We start from the raw sequence: 17,093 nt of genomic DNA on the forward strand, positions 1-17,093 counted from the left end.
ACCCATCGTGGCCTCAGATCTGCTTCTGCACCTCCACGAGCCGCCCCACCCTGTGGAAACCGAGCTGCTCGTTGATCGCGGCCATGTGGTCGTTCACGGTCGCGTTCCAGGTCGCGATCTGCTTCGCGGGCGGGCCGTCGGCCTGCAGGGCCCGGTGGTTCGCCACCTTGACCGCGAGACCGAGCCGGTGGCCACGGTGGTCCGACCGCACCAGCGTGCCCCACTGCTCGCAGAGCTCGCGGTTGTGCTCGGAGACCGCGACGACCGTGTGGGCGACCAGCTCACCCTCCGCCGTCAGCGCGACGGTGTGCCACACGCTCGTCCCCTGGCGCACGCGCGCGGCCTCCCGCTCGCGCAACGCCGCCACCGACGGGTCCTCCCCCTCGATCTCGAGGTCGCCGGTCGGCGCCTCCACGAGCAGCTGCGAGGCCAGCGCCGCATAGCGCGCCGCCAGGTCGTCGGGCACCGGCCCGCGCCACGACACCAGCTCGTACGCCGCGTGGTGCGGCGCCGCCTCCGCCGCCAGGCGGTCGAGGAGGGCGGCGTCGACGGGCAGGTCGAGCCGGCGCTGGAAGTCCGCCTGCCCGACCGCGTAGCCGTGCGAGCGCGCGAAGAGCAGGCCCGGCTCCGCAGCGCCCTCGTCGGGCACGTCGATGCCGAACTCGACCTCCCCCAGCACCAGGGTCCGTCCCCGGGCGGCAGCCTCCCGCTCGAGCACCTCGAGCAGCGCGCTGCCGACTCCCGTGCGCCGCGCCGCCGGCAGCACCAGGACGGAGACGTTCGCCATGGTGCGGTTGGACGAGAGGGGCAGGTCGAGCAGGCCGGCCCCGACGGCCTCACCCTCGCGCGTCGCCAGCCAGGCTCCGCACCAGCGGAAGCCGGTCGGCGTACTCACGAAGTCGCGGACCTCGGGCAGGGGCCACGGCGCAGCGTCGCCGGGCCGGCCGTCGAGGGTGACGGCGAGGTAGACGTCGTACCAGCGCTGCAGGTCGGCGTCGAAGGACGCCGAGGCCGGGTCGACCGGGGTGATCAGGACGGAGGACACCCGTCGACGCTAGGACGGGGGCCGCGCGGCCCGCCACCGAATTACCGCGTCAGAGCGACAGGCGCTCGCGCACGACGTCGGCGAGCTTGTCCGCGACCGCGTGGGCCTCGGTCTCGGAGGTCGCCTCGACCATGACGCGCACGAGCGGCTCGGTGCCGGAGGCGCGGAGCAGGACGCGCCCCTCGTCGCCGAGCGTGGCGGTCGCCTCGTCGACGGCCGCCAGCAGGACGTCGTCGCTGTCGCAGCGGTCCTTGTCGACGCCCTTGACGTTGACCAGCACCTGCGGGAGGCGGGTCATCGCGGAGGCGAGCGAGGCGATCGACTGGCCCGTGACCGCCATGCGCTCGAGCAGGTGGAGCGCGGTCAGGACACCGTCTCCGGTGGTGGCGTAGTCGCTCATGATGACGTGGCCGGACTGCTCGCCACCGAGGGAGAAGCTCCCGGCCTTCATCGCCTCGAGCACGTAGCGGTCGCCGACCTTGGTCGAGACGACGTTGATGCCGGCCGCGGCCATGGCCCGGTTGAAGCCGAGGTTGCTCATGACGGTCGCGACGACCGTGTCGCCGGCGAGGCGGCCCTGCTCCTTGAGCGAGGTGGCCAGGATGCAGAGGATCTGGTCGCCGTCGACCACGTTGCCCGCGGCGTCGACCGCGAGGCAGCGGTCGGCGTCGCCGTCGAGCGCGAAGCCGACGTGGGCGCCGTCCTTGACCACCGCTGCACGCAGGTTGTCGAGGTGCGTGGAGCCGCAGTTGTCGTTGATGTTGAGGCCGTCGGGCTGGGCGTGGATCGCGGTCACCGACGCGCCGGCGGCCTCGAGCGCGGCCGGGCCGGCGTCGGAGGCGGCCCCCTCGGCGCAGTCGAGCACGACGCGCAGGCCGGCGAGCGGCTTGGTCGTGGTCGACACCAGGTGGTCGACGTACTCCTGGACGGCGGTGTCGTGCACCGTCACACGGCCGACGTCGCCGCCGGTCGGACGCTGCCACTCCTCGCGCATCCGCGCCTCGATCGCGTCCTCGATGGTGTCGTCGAGCTTGACGCCGCCGCGGGCGAGGAACTTGATGCCGTTGTCGGGCATCGCGTTGTGGGAGGCCGAGAGCATGACGCCGAGGTCGGCGCCGAGCGCTCCGGTCAGGTAGGCGACGCCCGGGGTGGGCAGGACGCCGAGGAGCAGGACGTCGACGCCCGCCGACGCGAGGCCCGCGACGACCGCGGCCTCGAGGAACTGCCCCGAAATGCGCGTGTCCCGGCCCACCACGGCCAGCGGGCGATGCCCACTGAACTCGCCGCGGTCGGCCAGGACATGTGCTGCGGCGACGGAGAGGTCCAGGGCCAGCTCTGCGGTGAGTGCACCGTTCGCCAGACCCCGGACCCCGTCCGTGCCGAAAAGGTTTGCCATGAAGGCAGGTTGCCAGATCAGCGCTTGCTGAACTGCGACGCCTTGCGGGCCTTCTTGAGACCGGCCTTCTTGCGCTCGACGACGCGGGCGTCGCGGGTGAGCAGACCGGCCTTCTTCAGCGTCGGGCGGTTGGCCTCGACGTCGACGGCGTTGAGCGAGCGGGCCACGCCGAGACGCAGGGCGCCGGCCTGGCCGGCGATGCCGCCGCCGTGGATGCGGGCGATGACGTCGAAACGACCCTCGAGCTCGAGCGCGGCGAACGGCTCGTTCGCGATCTGGCGGTGCAGCGCGTTCGGGAAGTAGTCGTTGAGCTCACGGCCGTTGATCGTCCAGACGCCGGTGCCCGGCACGATGCGGACGCGGGCGACGGCCTCCTTGCGGCGACCGGTGGCCGCAGCGGGGGCGATGGTGGCGGGCTTCAGCGGCGCGTCAGCGGAAGCGGTCGACTCGGAGGTGTACGCAACGCCCTCGGCGTTGGTCTCGAAGGTCTCCTCGACCTCGGTCACGTTCTCAGTCACGGTGTTGTCCTCGATCTTGGAAGTCACTGGGAGATCTGGGTGATCTCGAACGGCTTGGCCTGCTGGGCCGCGTGCGGGTGCGTCGGGCCCGAGTAGACCTTGAGCTGCTTCAGCATCTGGCGACCGAGGCGGTTCTTGGGGAGCATGCCCCAGACGGCCTTCTCGATGACCTTGCGAGCGTCCTTGTCGAGGCCCTCACCGATCGGGGTGGACGTCAGGCCGCCCGGGTAGCCCGAGTGGCGGTAGGACATCTTGGTGGTCCGCTTGTTGCCGGAGAGGGCGACCTTCTCCGCGTTGATGATGACGACGAAGTCGCCACCCGCGACGTGCGGGGCGAAGGTCGGCTTGTGCTTGCCGCGGATGAGGTTCGCGGCGGTGACGGCGAGGCGGCCGAGGACGACATCCTCGGCGTCGATGATGAGCCATTCACGCTGGATGTCAGCGGGCTTGGGGCTGTAGGTGCGCAAGGCAGGTCACAGCTTTCTCGTTCGTTGGTCCCGGCACACGGATGTACGCCGGGGGTGGAGCTGCGCCTTCTGACGAACACTGCCCGGCATCTTCACCACGAGGTGGAGCATCCGGATCTGCATCCGACTCCGAGAGGAGCCTGAACGCGGCAGGAGGCGCGACTTGCAAGGATACGAGCGGCGTGTCGCACGGTCAAAACGAGAACTCCGCCGTACCGCAACGCGCGTCGTGAGGCGGTGAGGGTTCCCGTTGGCCGGACGCACTCTTCCTGCTCCTTCGCACGTGCACCTAGTGTGGGGCCCGTGACTGATTCATTGACCATCAGGGACAACCGGACTGGCGCCGAATACGAGGTTGCCATCACCGACGGAGCGATCAAGGCCGCAGACCTCGGCAAGATCAAGACCTCCGACGATGACCCGGGCCTCTGCACGTATGACCCGGGTTTCACCAACACGGCTTCCTGCAAGAGCGCCATCACCTACATCGACGGCGACAAGGGCATCCTCGAGTACCGGGGCTACCCGATCGAGCAGCTCGCGGAGAAGTCGACGTTCCTCGAGGTCGCGTACCTCGTGGTCTACGGCGAGCTCCCGACCAAGGAGCAGTACGAGTCCTGGGTCCACGAGATCACGTACCACACGTTCGTCCACGAGAACGTCAAGGGCCTCATGCAGGGGTTCCGCTACGACGCGCACCCGATGGGCATGCTCATGGCCTCCGTCGGCGCGCTCTCGACGTTCTACCCCGACGCGCGCAACATCGCGGACGCCGACAACCGCCACATGCAGATCGTCCGCATGATCGCGAAGATGCCGACCCTCGGCGCCTGGTCGTTCCGTCACGCGCAGGGCAAGCCGTACGTCTACCCGGACAACGAGCTCTCCTACACCGAGAACTTCCTCGCGATGCTCTTCAAGATGAGCGAGCTGAAGTTCTCCGCCGACCCGCGCCTGGTCCGCGCGCTCGACGTCCTCCTCATCCTCCACGCCGACCACGAGCAGAACTGCTCGACCAACGCGGTCCGCTCGGTCGGCTCCTCGCAGGTCGACCCCTACTCGGCCGTCGCGGCCGGCGTGGGCGCCCTCTACGGTCCGCTCCACGGCGGCGCCAACGAGGCGGTCCTGCGGATGCTCAAGCGCATCGGCTCGGTCGAGAACATCCCGGCGTTCATCGAGGGCGTCAAGGCCGGCAACGAGCGCCTCATGGGCTTCGGTCACCGCGTCTACAAGAACTTCGACCCGCGCGCCAAGATCATCAAGAAGGCCTGCGACGACGTCTTCGAGGTCACCGGGGTCAACCCGCTGCTCCAGGTCGCGCAGGAGCTCGAGCGCATCGCCCTCGAGGACGAGTACTTCGTCAAGCGGAAGCTCTACCCCAACGTGGACTTCTACTCCGGCCTCATCTACGAGGCGCTGCAGTTCCCGCCGGAGATGTTCACGGTCCTCTTCGCGATCGGCCGTACGCCGGGCTGGCTGGCCCAGTGGCAGGAGCTGATCATGGACAAGGAGCAGAAGATCGCGCGCCCGAAGCAGATCTACACGGGCGACCGCACGCTGACCTTCGTCCCGCGCGAGGAGCGCTGGGCAGACGCCTGAACCTGAAACAAGCTGCAGGGCGGAGGCCCTCCGACCACCCGGCTGTCACTTTCCGCTCGTACCTCGCTACAAGCGCCAAGTGCCGGGGGCCGGAGACCTCCGCCCTTCCGCTTGTCTCAGGACTTCCACTCCCAGGAGGCGAGCAGCGGGGTGATCAGGTCGGCCAGGTCCTTGCGCGACTTCGCCTCGCCGCCGACGAGGACCATGGCGCCCTTCTTGTCGTCGCCCAGGACGATCATCACCTTCCGGTACGGACCCGGGTCGGTCCACGCGCAGTCGACGAGCGCATGCGTCCCGCCGTACGTCGTGTCGTGGCGGTCGCGCCGGCAGGTCGCCTTCTGCTTCACGTAGGCATCCGCCACGAAGAGCGACTCCGCCTGGGCGTCGGCGCGGCTGTCGCCCGTCGTGACGAAGATCTGGCGGGTCGGGTCGAGCGCGTCGACCGCGGCGAAGGTGACCTGGCCGTCGAGCGCCTGCTGCGGCTTGATCCAGCCCTTGGGCAGGACGAAGGCGGCGACCTTGTCGGAGGTCTCCTGGCGGCCCGAGAGCGGCGTGGCGCGCGCCTCCTTGGTGCCGGGGTCGTCCCCTCCCCCGCATGCCGTCAGGGGCAGCACGAGGAGCGGCAGGGCGAGCAGGTGGCGCAGCGACATGGGCGTCATCCAAGCAGGCGCACCTGAGATCCGCGTAAGCCGCCGTTCAGGCCGGGCGGATCGACTCCAGCACGCGGAAGCCCTTGGCGCTGCCGATGCGCTCGGTCGGGTAGCCCTGCTCGGTCAGCCAGCGCTGGAGCGAGTCGCCACCGAGGTTCTTGCCGACCACCATGACGGCCCGACCTCCGGGGAGCAGGCGCGGCAGCCAGGTGAGCAGCAGCTCGTGCAGCGCCTCCTTGCCGATGCGGATCGGGGGGTTCGACCAGATCTCGTCGAAGGTGTAGTCGGTCGGCACCTGGTCCGGCGTACACGCCACGACGCGGCTGTCGACGCCGAGCGCGCGAGCGTTGTCGTTCATCAGCCTCACCGCGCGCTCGTTGACGTCGATGCCGATGACGGAGGCGAGCGGGACCTGCTTCGCGATGGTCAGGCCGATCGCGCCGTAGCCGCAGCCGAGGTCGAGGAAGCGCCCCTGGACCGGGGGCTCGGTCTCCTTGAAGAGCACCGAGGTGCCGATGTCGAGGCGGCCCTTGGCGAAGACCCCGGAGCCGCTCTCCATCGCGAGCTCCTGGTCCCACGCCTCGAACTCGACCTTCTGCCGCTCGAACGGCACCGACGGGTCGGCGGTGAAGTAGTGCTCGGTCTCGTCAGGCATCACGGTGCTCCTCGTCATGGGGCTCCCTCCGCGCGCGGGCCTTCTCGGCCTGCAGCGCCAGCTGGCCGGCCGGCGGGTAGCCGACCTCCTCCAGGGTCAGTCCGTGCGGGGCCACCACGGCCACGGCCGCATCGCGCTTCCCCATCACCAGTACGTCGTGTGCCCACTCCGGCGACTTCCGCCCGTCGCCAACCGCCAGAAGGCAGCCGACGAGCGCGCGCACCATCGAGTGGCAGAAGGCGTCCGCCCGCACCGTCGCGACCGCGCGCTCGTCGGCGTCGCGGTACCAGTGGAAGTCGAGCAGCGTGCGGATCGTGGTCGCGCCCTCGCGCTTCTTGCAGAACGACGCGAAGTCGTTGAGCCCGATGAGGCTGGCACTTGCCTCGTTCATCGCGTCGAGGTCGAGGGGCGCACGCCAGTGCAGGACGTGGTTGCGCGTCAGCGGGTCCTGCACCTGCGGCAGGTCCGCGACCCGGTAGGCGTAGCGGCGCCACACGGCCGAGAAGCGCGCGTCGAAGCCCTCCGGCGCCTCGCTGACACCGTGGATCCGCACGTCGCCGGGCAGGATGCCGTTGAGCCGGCGGTGGAGCGAGGCGATGGGGGTCGGCGCGGCCCGGCCGGCGGTTGCCGCGAGCACCTCGGCGTCGACGTCGAGATGGACCACCTGGCCCCGCGCGTGGACGCCCGTGTCGGTGCGGCCGGCGCACACGACCTGCACCTCGGGCAGGCGCAGGGCCATGGCCAGCGCTGCCTCCAGGTCGCCCTGGACGGTCCGCAACGCAGGCTGGCGGGCCCAGCCCTTGAAGCCGCCGCCGTCGTAGGCGAGGTCGATCCGCAGTCGCACGGCCGCATCCTCCCACCCGGCCTGTGGACAACGCACACCGTGTCCGGCCGGACTGTCGGTGCCCGCTGCCAGCGTGGCAGTGCGCACCACGGCGGTGCGGCAGGAAGGATGGAGCCGATGACCAGCACGACCCACCCAGCCGGCGGGGCCACGACGGACGCCGATCCGATGCTCGCCAAGGTGCGCAAGCTCCTGGCGAAGGCAGCCGACCCCGCGACCACCCCGGCCGAGGCTGAGGCCTACACGGCGAAGGCAGCGGCCCTCGCCGCGGCGTACGGCATCGACCAGGCGCTGCTCGCCGAGGCCGATCCCGGCCGCGACCCCCTCGGTGACCGGGTGGTGCCGCTCGACGCCCCCTACGCCGCCGACAAGGGCGACCTGCTCTCGGTCATCGCCCACGAGCTGCGGTGCCGCGCGGTACGGCGCATCGACCGCCAGCCGGGCCGCAAGGAGATCACCCTCCACCTCTTCGGGCACAGCAGCGACCTCGACCGCGTCGAGCTGCTCTTCACCTCGTTGCTCCTGCAGGCCACGCGCGACCTGACGCGCACCCCGGTCCCCCGGGGTGAGAACGCCGCGGCGTTCCGCCGCTCGTGGCTCGCGGGCTTCTCCTGGGCCATCCAGCAGCGGCTCGCCGACGCCGAGCGCAAGGCCGCCGCCGAGGCCGCCCCGCGCTTCGCCGCTGCCGGCAGCTCGGCGGCCCTCGTGCTCGCCAGCCGGTCCGAGCTGGTCGAAGCCGCGATGCACGAGAGCTACCCCCACCTGCGCACCGCCCGGCCGCGTGTCCTCTCCGGCGGCGGAGGCCAGCACGGGTGGGCGGCCGGCCAGCGCGCCGACCTCGGTGATCGCTCGCGCCTGGCGGCGCGCGTTCGGGGGATACTGCGTTCGTGACTCGTCTCGGGGCCGTGCTGCTCACGGTGGGCCTGCTCGCGCCGGCAGGCTGTGGACCCGCGGTCGACAGCGCCCTCGGCGAGCGCCCGACGTCGTACCCTGCGGCCGGCCAGTTGCGCAGCGACCTCACCGGCGGCTCCGGCTCCCTGGAGGCCCAGCTCGTCTCCCGCTCGGCCGCCGCCGTCGAGCGTGCCCTCAGCTACGACCACACGACGTACGCCGCCGACACCGCCGCCGCGCAGGCGTTCATGACGCCTGCGTTCGCCGCGCGCTGGGCCGACGTCGCCGCCCGCCTCCGCCCCCACAGCACCGAGAGCCACGCACGCGTCCGGGCCCGGGTCGTGGCAGCCGGCGTCAGCGGCGCCACCTCTGCGCGGGCGCAGGTCCTCCTCTTCGTCGACCGCAACCTGCGCACCACGGAGGGCTCGGAGGCAGTCGGCGGCTACGCCGTGGCGACGCTCAGCCACCGCCGCGGCAGCTGGCTCCTCTCCGGGCTTGGGCTCGGCCTGCCACGCCAGCAGGTGCCCGAGCGGCGGCCAGTCCCCGCCACGGTGCTCGCAGCGGCCACGGCGGTCGCCGACGCCTACCAGGACATCGACAGCACCCACGCGCGCGCCGACGTCGCCCGCGTCCTCTCGCTGGCCTCCGGTGGCTTCCGTCGCGACTACCAGCGCGCCGCCGGCGAGCTCGTCCAGCGGGTGGTGGCGGCGCGAGCCAGCCAGGACGGCCGGGTCATCGCCACCGCACTCTCGTCCCTGCGCGGCGGAAGGGCCCGCGTGCTCGCCGTCATGGAGACCACCCTGCGGGTCCCCGGCCGCGAGCCTGCCCGTCGCCTGGTCCGCCTCGAGCTCGCGATGGTCCGCACCCCGACCGCCTGGCTCGCGCGCGACGTCCGCGTCGTCCCCCAGCCCTGACGGCGCACGACAGCCCCGGGAAATGGCGAAGGGCCCGCCATCCTCACGGATGACGGGCCCTCCTGAGCCGTTACGGCTGGATCACTTGCCAGCCTCGACGAAGCCAGCGGCCTCGGCGTTCTCGGCGGTGTCGAACCAGATCTCGGCGATGGTCGCGTCGTACCACTGACCACCCTCCTGGTGGAACTTCATCGAGTCGCGGTTGCCCTTGATCGTGAAGCCCTCGGGAGCGGAGCCGTCCTCGAGGGGCAGCGCGGCACCGGCCGGCAGCTCCTCGACGTCGGCGACGGTGGCGACCTCGGCCTCGGCGGGGGCCTCAGCGTCAACCGAAGGGGCCTCCTCAACAGCGGGAGCCTCCTCGGCAGCCGGGGCGGCCGGAGCAGCCTTCGGAGCCTTGGGGGCGAACTGCTCGGTCACGAGCTCGATGACGGCCATGGGGGCGTTGTCGCCCTTGCGCGGACCGATCTTCGTGATGCGGGTGTAACCACCGGGACGGTCGGCCATGAGCGGCGCGATCTCGGTGAAGAGGACGTGCACGACACCCTTGTCGCGGATGGTCTTGAGGACCTCGCGACGGTTGTGCAGGTCGCCCTTCTTGGCCTTGGTGATCAGCTTCTCGGCGTGGGGACGCAGCACGCGGGCCTTGGCCTCGGTGGTGGTGATCCGGCCGTGCTCGAACAGGGCCGTGGCCAGGTTCGAGATGATCAGGCGCTGGTGGGCGGGCGAGCCGCCGAGGCGGGCACCCTTCTTCGGAGCGGGCATTGCCATCTCACTTTCTCTCGGGCCGTGTCAGGTACCCGGGTAGACGCCGGCGTCAGTCGCCGGCGATTTGGTGGTGGTCGGGGCGGCGGGTGCCGCCCCGACCGGAGTCACTCAGTACTGCTCGTCCTCGACGAACGCGTCGTCCTCGTCGTCGCCGTACGCCGCGAGGGCGGCGGCAGCGTCGAAGCCGGGCGCGCTGTCCTTGAGGGACAGGCCCATCTCGACGAGCTTGCCCTTGACCTCGTCGATCGACTTGGAACCGAAGTTCCGGATGTCGAGGAGGTCCTGCTCCGAGCGGCCGATGAGCTCACCCACGGTGTGGATGCCCTCGCGCTTGAGGCAGTTGTACGAACGGACGGTGAGCTGCAGGTCCTCGACCGGGAGGGCGAGGTCGGCGGCGAGCTGCTCGTCGATCGGCGACGGGCCGATGTCGATGCCCTCGGCCTCGACGTTGAGCTCACGGGCCAGGCCGAAGAGCTCGACCAGCGTCTTGCCCGCAGAAGCGAGGGCGTCACGCGGGGCGATCGACGGCTTGGTCTCGACGTCGATGATCAGCTTGTCGAAGTCGGTGCGCTGCTCGACACGCGTCGCCTCGACCTTGTAGCTGACCTTCAGGACGGGCGAGTAGATCGAGTCGACCGGCATGCGGCCGATCTCGTTGTCGCCACCCTTGTTCTGGACCGCGGAGACGTAGCCACGGCCACGCTCGACGACGAGCTCCATCTCCAGCGAGCCCTTGTCGGACAGCGTGGCGATCTTGAGCTCGGGGTTGTGGACCTCGACACCAGCCGGGGGCTGGATGTCGGCGGCGGTGACGTCACCGGCACCCGACTTGCGGAGGTACATCGTCACCGGCTCGTCGTTCTCCGAGGAGACGACCAGGCCCTTGAGGTTCAGGATGATCTCGGTGACATCCTCCTTCACGCCCTCGATGGTCGAGAACTCGTGCAGGACGGAGTCGATCTTGATGCTCGTGACCGAGGCGCCCGGGATGCTCGAGAGCAGGGTGCGACGGAGCGAGTTGCCGAGGGTGTAGCCGAAGCCGGGCTCCAGCGGCTCGATGACGAAGCGCGAGCGGAACTCGTCGACGACCTCTTCGGACAGAGTGGGGCGCTGTGCGATGAGCACTGATTCTTTCCTTCCCGGGCCCATCCACCATTTGACGGACCCGAACTTCGAGGATGAGGAAGTTGAAGTTGTGGAGCGATGTTCCCGGGCCCCTGACCACACACGTGGCCAGGAACCCGGGAACGGAGAATCACTTCTTCGAGTAGTACTCGACGATCAGCTGCTCCTGGACGGGCAGGTCGATCTGCGCCCGCACCGGAAGCTGGTGCACCAGGATCCGCATGCGACCGGGGATGGCCTCGAGCCACGCCGGGACGATGCGCTCGCCGTGGGTCTCCCGCGCGACGATGAACGGCGTCATCTCGAGCGACTTCTCGCGGACGTCGATGACGTCGTACTGCGAGACCTGGAACGACGGGATGTTGACCTTCTTGCCGTTCACGAGGAAGTGACCGTGGACGACGAGCTGACGCGCGTGCTTGCGGGTCCGGGCGAAGCCGGCGCGGTACACGACGTTGTCGAGGCGGGCCTCGAGCAGCTGGAGGAGGTTCTCACCGGTCTTGCCGGAGCGACGCGACGCCTCGACGTAGTACTTGTGGAACTGCTTCTCGAGCACGCCGTAGGTGAAGCGGGCCTTCTGCTTCTCACGAAGCTGGAGAAGGAACTCGCTCTCCTTGACGCGGCCGCGGCCGTGCTGGCCGGGAGGGTAGGGACGCTTCTCGAACGCAGCGTCTCCGCCAACGAGGTCGACACCGAGACGGCGCGACTTCTTGGTCATGGGGCCGGTGTAACGGGCCATTTCTCAAAGTCTCCTAAGGTCTCGGGTGATCAGACGCGACGGCGCTTGGGCGGGCGGCAGCCGTTGTGCGGGGCAGGCGTGACGTCCTGGATGGTGCCGACCTCGAGGCCGATGGCACCGAGGGAACGGATGGCGGTCTCGCGACCGGAACCCGGGCCCTTGACGAAGACGTCGATCTTCTTCATGCCGTGCTCCATGGCGCGGCGGCCAGCGGCCTCGGCGGCCATCTGCGCAGCGAACGGCGTGGACTTGCGCGAGCCCTTGAAGCCGACGGTGCCGGCAGAGGCCCACGAGATCACGGCACCGGTGGGGTCCGTGATGGTGACGATGGTGTTGTTGAACGTGCTCTTGATGTGGGCTTCGCCCTGAGCAACGTTCTTCTTCTCCTTGCGGCGGATCTTGGTCTTCGCCGCAGCCTGTCGGCTCTTGGGAGGCATTCAGAATCTCCTGAGGTGGCTGGTCTGTGAGTTCGAGGAAGTCAGAAAGTGACGACGGCGCAGAAGCGCGAGGTCACTTCTTCTTCTTGCCGGCGACGGTGCGCTTCGGGCCCTTGCGGGTACGAGCGTTGGTCTTGGTGCGCTGACCGTGGACCGGAAGGCCCATGCGGTGGCGGCGACCCTGGTAGCTGCCGATCTCGATCTTGCGACGGATGTCGGCGGCGACCTCGCGACGGAGGTCACCCTCGATCTTGAGGCCAGCGGCCTCGATCGCGTCGCGGAGCTTGACCAGCTCCTCGTCACCCAGCTCGTGAACGCGGAGCGACGGGTTCACACCCGTGGTCTCCAGGAGCTGCGTGGCGGTGGTACGGCCAATGCCGTAGATGTAGGTGAGAGCGATCTCGATGCGCTTGTCACGCGGAAGATCAACACCAACGAGGCGTGCCATGAATGGCTGTCCCTTCGGGTTCTTCACAGAGGTGTGTGGTCGAGTCGCGTCCCGGGTGGACACCCAGGCTCCGGCCTCTGCTCCGGAGGTGATTCGCCACGTCGTACGTCGTACGCCGCACTAGCGACTCGATTGAGGTAGGTATTCAGTTGTGTGGCCGCCGGAGCGGCCGGGTGACCTGCGATCAGCCCTGGCGCTGCTTGTGGCGCGGGTTCTCGCAGATGACCATGACGCGGCCGTGGCGACGGATGACCTTGCACTTGTCGCAGATCGGCTTGACGCTGGGGTTGACCTTCATGAGAAGGACCTTTCTTCGGCTGTTACTTGTAGCGGTAGACGATGCGACCCCGGGTGAGGTCGTACGGAGACAGCTCCACCACCACGCGGTCCTCGGGGAGGATGCGGATGTAGTGCTGGCGCATCTTGCCGCTGATGTGGGCGAGCACCTTGTGACCGTTGCTCAGCTCCACCCGGAACATCGCGTTGGGCAGTGCTTCAGTGATCGTGCCCTCGAGCTCGATCACGCCTTCCTTCTTCGGCATGCGTTCCCATCTCTTGGTGTGTCTACCGGTGGCCCGGGAACCTCTCGCCGTCGGGACGAGTGGACCTCGTGGAGCCGCTCGTGGACCTCATATCCCCGAGGCGCGAGCCAGCATCGCGAGCGATGGAGGTGTTGCGCTCCGGGCAGCCGGGAGGCACCACGAAACAGACCCACGTTGGGCCGACGGACCAGTCTAGCCACGGCGTGGCGGGTTGACCTAATTCGCCAGGGCCTCAGCCAGCAGCCGCAGCGTCTCCTCGCGGGCGGGTGCGGTATCGCGGTCGGTGCCCTTCGCAGCGCCGGCGACCGGGTGCACCATCACCTCGTCCACGCCGTACGTCGCCGCGAGGTCGCGCACCTGGCCGGCTGCCGTCGTGGGATCGCCCACGACCCACTTGCGGAGCATCGCGGCTGCGAGCCGCTCCTGCTCGGGCGGGATGCCGATCAGCTCGGCGTCCTCGACCAGGCGCTGCGGGAAGAGGTCGGCACCGTGCATCAGCGCCAGCATGCCCTGCTGGTTGGGCAGCGCGCGGCGCTGCGCCTCGGCGTACGTGGGCGCGACGACGGCGTTGACGGTGAGGAAGGTGCGCGGCTCGGGATGGGCCTCGCTCGGCCGGTAGGTGTCGCGGTACAGCGCGAGCGCCTCGGCCGTGCCCTTGCCGGCGAAGTGGTGCGCGAAGACATAGGGCAGACCACGCTCGGCGGCGAGTCGCGCGGAGTAGTCGGAGGAGCCGAGCAGCCAGACGACGGGCGCCGTCCGCGCGGCCGGGGTCGCGCGCAGCGGGTGGCGGCGCGAGCCGAGCGTCGCCTCGACGCCGTCGGGCTCGAGGAGCAGGCGCACCTCGTCGACGTACTCGGGGAACCGGGCGACCGGGTCCTCGTCGGAGGCCCCGCCGCGCAGCACGTAGCGCGTCAGCGGGTCGGTGCCCGGCGCGCGGCCGATGCCGAGGTCGATGCGGCCGGGGTGGGCCGCCTCGAGGAGCGCGAACTGCTCCGCCACGACGTACGGCGCGTGGTTGGGCAGCATCACGCCACCCGAGCCGAGCCGGATCCGTGAGGTGGCGGCCGCCAGCATCGCGATCAGCACGGGAGGGTTGGTGGCGGCGACGCCGGGCATGTTGTGGTGCTCGGCCACCCAGTAGCGCGTGAAGCCGAGCTCGTCGGCGACCTGCGCCATGCGCCGCGAGGCGGCGAGGGCGTCGCCGGTGGACTGGTCCGAGCGGACGGGGACGAGATCGAGGACCGAGAGCGCAGGAGTCACAGGGGACTCAACCGCGATCGGCGCCGAGGTGTTCCGGTCAGGCGAGGCCACCGAAGGGGACGCCGAGCTCGGCGAGCTTCGCCTCTCCCCCGTCGATCGCCGTCAGCACCCATGCGCCGGCCGCCGTCATGGCGACGGTGTGCTCGAAGTGGGCGGCCCAGGAGCCGTCCTGCGACGCGATCGTCCACTCGTCGTCGTACGTCTTCCAGCGGTGCGAGCCAAACGTGACCATCGGCTCGATGGCCAGCGCGAGGCCGCGCTCGACCTTCGGCCCACGACCCGGGCGACCGTAGTTGGGGACGTCGGGAGCCATGTGAAGCTCGGTGCCGATGCCGTGGCCGGTGAAGTCCTGGAGGATCCCCCACGTGCCGCCGGTCGGGTGCGCCTGACCCTGGATGTGGGCCTCGACCGCTGCCGAGACGTCGGTGACCCGGCCGCCGAGGCGGAGGGCGGCGATGCCGGCCCAGAGCGACTCCTCGGTGACCCGGAGCAGCTCACGGACGTCGTCGCCGATGGCGGCGTCACCACCGACGGGGACGGTGATGGCGGAGTCGCCGTGCCAGCCCTCCACGATCGCGCCGCAGTCGATCGACACGATGTCGCCCTCGACCAGCACCCGGTCGTTGGGGATGCCGTGGACGATCTCGTCGTTGACCGACGCGCAGATCGTGGCCGGGAACGGCGGGTGGCTGTAGCCCTTGAACGACGGGATACCGCCGCCGGAGCGGATGGTGTCCTCCGCGATCGCGTCCAGCTCGAGGGTGGTGACGCCCGGCTTGACCGCCGCGCGTACCGCCTCGAGCGCCTGACCCGTGAGCAGGCCGGCCTTCCGCATGACGCGGAGCTGGTCCGGGCTCTTGATCTCGACGCGACCGCGGAGGGCCACTACTCAGCCCTTGACTTCGGTCTGCAGGGTCTCGACGACCGCGGCGATGCGCGCCGCGACCTCGTCGATGGTGCCGATGCCGTCGACCTCGTGCAGGATCCCGCGCTCGGCGTAGATCGGGACGAGCGCAGCGGTCTCGGCGTCGTAGACGTCCTGACGCTTGCGGATGACCTCTTCGGTGTCGTCCGCACGGCCGCTGGTCTCGGCGCGCTTGATCATGCGCTGGACGAGCTCCTCGCGGTCCGCGACCACGAGCGAGATCACGCCGTCGAGCTTGGCGCCCATGGAGGCGAGGATGTCGTCGAGCTCGGCGACCTGGTCAGCGGTGCGCGGGTAGCCGTCGAGCACGAACGCCGTGGCGTCGGGCTGGGCGAGGCGGTCACGGACCATGCCGTTGGTGACCTCGTCGGGGACGTACTGCCCGGCGTCCATGTAGGACTGGGCGAGCTTGCCCAGCTCGGTCTGGTTCGCGAGGTTCTCGCGGAACATGTCGCCGGTGGAGATGTGGGCGCCGTCGATGCTCGTGGCGAGATCGACAGCCTGGGTGCCCTTGCCCGCACCCGGCGGGCCCATGATGAGAAGACGCATCAGCGGAGGAATCCTTCGTAGTTGCGCTGCTGGAGCTGGCTCTCGATCTGCTTCACCGTGTCGAGTGCGACTCCGACCATGATGAGGATGGACGTACCACCGAACGGGAACTTCTGGCTGGCGTGCAGCACCGCGAAGGCGATGAGCGGGATCAGCGAGATCAGACCGAGGTAGAGAGCGCCGGGCAGCGTGATTCGGGACAGGACGTACGCGAGGTAGTCCTCGGTCGGCTTGCCCGCCCGGATCCCGGGGATGAAGCCGCCGTACTTCTTCATGTTGTCCGCGACCTCAGCCGGGTTGAACGTGATCGAGACGTAGAAGTAGGTGAAGAAGATGATCAGGCCGAAGTAGAGGGCCATGTACAGGGGGTGGTCGCCGCCCACGAGGTAGTCGTTGAGCCACTTGACCCACTTCGCCTGGTCGGTCTTGCCCTGGTTGAACTGCACGGCCATGGCCGGGAGGTACAGCAGGGAGCTGGCGAAGATGACGGGGATGATGCCGGCCTGGTTGACCTTCAGCGGGATGTACGTCGAGGAGCCGCCGAACATCTTGCGGCCGACCATGCGACGGGCGTACTGCACCGGGATGCGGCGCTGCGCCTGCTCGATGAAGATGACGCCGGCGATGATGACCAGGCCGATGACCATGACGGTCGCGAACGTCGCCCAGCCCTTGCTGGTCTTCACGCCCCAGAGCGCGCCCGGGAAGGTCGCGACGACCTGGGTGAAGATGAGGATCGACATGCCGTTGCCGATGCCGCGGTCGGTGATCAGCTCGCCGAGCCACATGATCACGGCGGTGCCTGCGGTCATCGTGACGACCATGACCAGGAAGACCTGGATGCTGTCGTTGTTGTAGAGGAGGTCCTCCTTGCAGCCCTGGAGCAGCTGCCCCGAGCGCGCAAGGGCGACGATGCCGGTGGCCTGCAGCAGCGCAAGCGCCAGCGTGAGGTACCGGGTGTACTGCGTGATCTTCTGCTGACCCGCCTGGCCCTCCTGCTTGAGCGCCTCGAGTCGCGGGATCACCACGACGAGGAGCTGCAGGATGATGCTCGCGGTGATGTACGGCATGATGCCGAGCGCGAAGATCGTGAGCTGCAGCAGCGCTCCACCGGAGAACAGGTTGATCAGGTTGTAGACGCTGTTGTCCTTCATCCCGTTGAGGCAGGACTCCACGTGGGAGACGTTGACTCCGGGGGCAGGGATCTGTGACCCGAGCCGGAACAGGACGATGACGAAGAGCACGAACAGCAGCTTGCGTCGCAGGTCCGGCGTCCGGAAGGCGTTGATGAACGCGCCCAGCACGTGATCCTCTTCTCAGTTGC

The 17,093-nt window shown here is 69.5% G+C and carries 21 protein-coding genes; 3 read left to right on the plus strand and 18 right to left on the minus strand.

What is annotated here, in order from left to right; genetic code table 11:
• Nucleotides 1-13: 13 nt before the first annotated feature.
• From IEX47_RS10500 to rplM, 4 genes are read right to left on the minus strand one after another with little or no spacing between them, the layout of a single operon-like run.
• Nucleotides 14-1,045 carry a GNAT family N-acetyltransferase gene (locus tag IEX47_RS10500; protein WP_188783957.1) on the minus strand — a complete coding sequence of 344 codons (1,032 nt, stop codon included), beginning with the start codon at nucleotides 1,043-1,045 and terminating at the stop codon, nucleotides 14-16.
• Between the two features lie 49 nt (nucleotides 1,046-1,094).
• Nucleotides 1,095-2,441, minus strand: coding sequence for a phosphoglucosamine mutase (glmM, locus tag IEX47_RS10505; RefSeq protein WP_188783958.1), 1,347 nt, complete (start codon nucleotides 2,439-2,441; stop codon nucleotides 1,095-1,097).
• A 17-nt stretch (nucleotides 2,442-2,458) separates the two neighbouring features.
• The gene (gene rpsI, locus IEX47_RS10510) at nucleotides 2,459-2,959 is read right to left on the minus strand and encodes a 30S ribosomal protein S9 (RefSeq protein ID WP_188783959.1); all 501 of its coding nucleotides are present in this window, start codon (nucleotides 2,957-2,959) and stop codon (nucleotides 2,459-2,461) included.
• 23 nt (nucleotides 2,960-2,982) lie between these two features.
• Nucleotides 2,983-3,426, minus strand: a complete 444-nt coding sequence (gene rplM / locus IEX47_RS10515) for a 50S ribosomal protein L13 (protein ID WP_188783960.1) — start codon at nucleotides 3,424-3,426, stop codon at nucleotides 2,983-2,985.
• A 303-nt stretch (nucleotides 3,427-3,729) separates the two neighbouring features.
• Between rplM and IEX47_RS10520 the strand changes: the two genes are divergently transcribed.
• The gene (locus tag IEX47_RS10520; RefSeq protein ID WP_188783961.1) at nucleotides 3,730-5,025 is read left to right on the plus strand and encodes a citrate synthase; all 1,296 of its coding nucleotides are present in this window, start codon (nucleotides 3,730-3,732) and stop codon (nucleotides 5,023-5,025) included.
• A 116-nt stretch (nucleotides 5,026-5,141) separates the two neighbouring features.
• Here IEX47_RS10520 and IEX47_RS10525 read toward each other — a convergent pair whose 3' ends face one another.
• Genes IEX47_RS10525 through truA form a run of 3 tightly spaced genes read right to left on the minus strand, consistent with a single transcriptional unit; the run spans nucleotide 5,142 to nucleotide 7,174 of the window.
• Nucleotides 5,142-5,675: a hypothetical protein gene (locus tag IEX47_RS10525; protein WP_188783962.1), complete on the minus strand. Its 534-nt coding sequence runs from the start codon at nucleotides 5,673-5,675 to the stop codon at nucleotides 5,142-5,144.
• A gap of 46 nt (nucleotides 5,676-5,721) precedes the next feature.
• On the minus strand, nucleotides 5,722-6,330 hold the full coding sequence (locus IEX47_RS10530; protein WP_188783963.1) for a class I SAM-dependent methyltransferase: 609 nt from the start codon (nucleotides 6,328-6,330) through the stop codon (nucleotides 5,722-5,724).
• Nucleotides 6,323-7,174: a tRNA pseudouridine(38-40) synthase TruA gene (truA, locus tag IEX47_RS10535; protein WP_188783964.1), complete on the minus strand. Its 852-nt coding sequence runs from the start codon at nucleotides 7,172-7,174 to the stop codon at nucleotides 6,323-6,325. The genes IEX47_RS10530 and truA overlap by 8 nt, the downstream gene beginning before the upstream one ends.
• Nucleotides 7,175-7,291: 117 nt before the next feature.
• On the opposite strand from truA, the gene IEX47_RS10540 reads away from it, so the two are divergent.
• Both IEX47_RS10540 and IEX47_RS10545 read left to right on the plus strand, forming a co-directional pair.
• Nucleotides 7,292-8,065: a DUF2786 domain-containing protein gene (locus IEX47_RS10540; protein WP_188783965.1), complete on the plus strand. Its 774-nt coding sequence runs from the start codon at nucleotides 7,292-7,294 to the stop codon at nucleotides 8,063-8,065.
• On the plus strand, nucleotides 8,062-8,979 hold the full coding sequence (locus IEX47_RS10545; protein ID WP_188783966.1) for an Rv1363c family protein: 918 nt from the start codon (nucleotides 8,062-8,064) through the stop codon (nucleotides 8,977-8,979). Before IEX47_RS10540 ends, IEX47_RS10545 begins: the two co-directional genes overlap by 4 nt.
• 81 nt (nucleotides 8,980-9,060) lie before the next feature.
• On the opposite strand, the gene rplQ is transcribed toward IEX47_RS10545, so the two are convergent.
• The 11 genes from rplQ to secY form a co-directional block, all read right to left on the minus strand.
• Nucleotides 9,061-9,747, minus strand: a complete 687-nt coding sequence (gene rplQ / locus IEX47_RS18195) for a 50S ribosomal protein L17, sunset domain variant (protein ID WP_373289212.1) — start codon at nucleotides 9,745-9,747, stop codon at nucleotides 9,061-9,063.
• A gap of 105 nt (nucleotides 9,748-9,852) precedes the next feature.
• Nucleotides 9,853-10,869, minus strand: coding sequence for a DNA-directed RNA polymerase subunit alpha (locus tag IEX47_RS10555; RefSeq protein ID WP_107700732.1), 1,017 nt, complete (start codon nucleotides 10,867-10,869; stop codon nucleotides 9,853-9,855).
• A gap of 130 nt (nucleotides 10,870-10,999) precedes the next feature.
• Nucleotides 11,000-11,608: a 30S ribosomal protein S4 gene (rpsD, locus tag IEX47_RS10560; protein ID WP_188783967.1), complete on the minus strand. Its 609-nt coding sequence runs from the start codon at nucleotides 11,606-11,608 to the stop codon at nucleotides 11,000-11,002.
• 29 nt (nucleotides 11,609-11,637) lie between these two features.
• Nucleotides 11,638-12,045, minus strand: coding sequence for a 30S ribosomal protein S11 (gene rpsK / locus IEX47_RS10565; protein ID WP_120060198.1), 408 nt, complete (start codon nucleotides 12,043-12,045; stop codon nucleotides 11,638-11,640).
• 73 nt (nucleotides 12,046-12,118) lie between these two features.
• On the minus strand, nucleotides 12,119-12,493 hold the full coding sequence (gene rpsM, locus IEX47_RS10570; RefSeq protein ID WP_107700735.1) for a 30S ribosomal protein S13: 375 nt from the start codon (nucleotides 12,491-12,493) through the stop codon (nucleotides 12,119-12,121).
• Between the two features lie 184 nt (nucleotides 12,494-12,677).
• The gene (gene rpmJ, locus IEX47_RS10575; RefSeq protein ID WP_004008316.1) at nucleotides 12,678-12,791 is read right to left on the minus strand and encodes a 50S ribosomal protein L36; all 114 of its coding nucleotides are present in this window, start codon (nucleotides 12,789-12,791) and stop codon (nucleotides 12,678-12,680) included.
• 22 nt (nucleotides 12,792-12,813) lie between these two features.
• A complete protein-coding gene (gene infA / locus IEX47_RS10580; protein WP_026145687.1) occupies nucleotides 12,814-13,035 on the minus strand; it encodes a translation initiation factor IF-1 in 222 nt (73 codons plus the stop codon).
• Nucleotides 13,036-13,251: 216 nt separating this feature from the next.
• The gene (locus IEX47_RS10585) at nucleotides 13,252-14,295 is read right to left on the minus strand and encodes an LLM class flavin-dependent oxidoreductase (protein WP_188783968.1); all 1,044 of its coding nucleotides are present in this window, start codon (nucleotides 14,293-14,295) and stop codon (nucleotides 13,252-13,254) included.
• 37 nt (nucleotides 14,296-14,332) lie between these two features.
• A complete protein-coding gene (map, locus tag IEX47_RS10590) occupies nucleotides 14,333-15,181 on the minus strand; it encodes a type I methionyl aminopeptidase (protein ID WP_188783969.1) in 849 nt (282 codons plus the stop codon).
• Nucleotides 15,182-15,184: 3 nt separating this feature from the next.
• Nucleotides 15,185-15,769 carry an adenylate kinase gene (locus IEX47_RS10595; protein WP_188783970.1) on the minus strand — a complete coding sequence of 195 codons (585 nt, stop codon included), beginning with the start codon at nucleotides 15,767-15,769 and terminating at the stop codon, nucleotides 15,185-15,187.
• On the minus strand, nucleotides 15,769-17,073 hold the full coding sequence (gene secY, locus IEX47_RS10600; protein ID WP_188783971.1) for a preprotein translocase subunit SecY: 1,305 nt from the start codon (nucleotides 17,071-17,073) through the stop codon (nucleotides 15,769-15,771). The genes IEX47_RS10595 and secY overlap by 1 nt, the downstream gene beginning before the upstream one ends.
• Between the last annotated feature and the right edge of the window lie 20 nt (nucleotides 17,074-17,093).

The sequence above is a fragment of the Nocardioides phosphati genome (assembly GCF_014646375.1).
Taxonomy (GTDB): domain Bacteria; phylum Actinomycetota; class Actinomycetes; order Propionibacteriales; family Nocardioidaceae; genus Nocardioides; species Nocardioides phosphati.

Coding starts and splice junctions, on each gene's coding strand:
- glmM (WP_188783958.1), bottom strand. CDS start 2,441: ATGGCAAACCTTTTCGGCACGGACGGGGTCCGGGGTCTGGCGAACGGT.
- IEX47_RS10525 (WP_188783962.1), bottom strand. CDS start 5,675: ATGTCGCTGCGCCACCTGCTCGCCCTGCCGCTCCTCGTGCTGCCCCTG.
- IEX47_RS10530 (WP_188783963.1), bottom strand. CDS start 6,330: ATGCCTGACGAGACCGAGCACTACTTCACCGCCGACCCGTCGGTGCCG.
- IEX47_RS10540 (WP_188783965.1), top strand. CDS start 7,292: ATGACCAGCACGACCCACCCAGCCGGCGGGGCCACGACGGACGCCGAT.
- rplQ (WP_373289212.1), bottom strand. CDS start 9,747: ATGGCAATGCCCGCTCCGAAGAAGGGTGCCCGCCTCGGCGGCTCGCCC.
- rpsD (WP_188783967.1), bottom strand. CDS start 11,608: ATGGCCCGTTACACCGGCCCCATGACCAAGAAGTCGCGCCGTCTCGGT.
- rpsK (WP_120060198.1), bottom strand. CDS start 12,045: ATGCCTCCCAAGAGCCGACAGGCTGCGGCGAAGACCAAGATCCGCCGC.
- rpsM (WP_107700735.1), bottom strand. CDS start 12,493: ATGGCACGCCTCGTTGGTGTTGATCTTCCGCGTGACAAGCGCATCGAG.
- rpmJ (WP_004008316.1), bottom strand. CDS start 12,791: ATGAAGGTCAACCCCAGCGTCAAGCCGATCTGCGACAAGTGCAAGGTC.
- infA (WP_026145687.1), bottom strand. CDS start 13,035: ATGCCGAAGAAGGAAGGCGTGATCGAGCTCGAGGGCACGATCACTGAA.
- IEX47_RS10595 (WP_188783970.1), bottom strand. CDS start 15,769: ATGCGTCTTCTCATCATGGGCCCGCCGGGTGCGGGCAAGGGCACCCAG.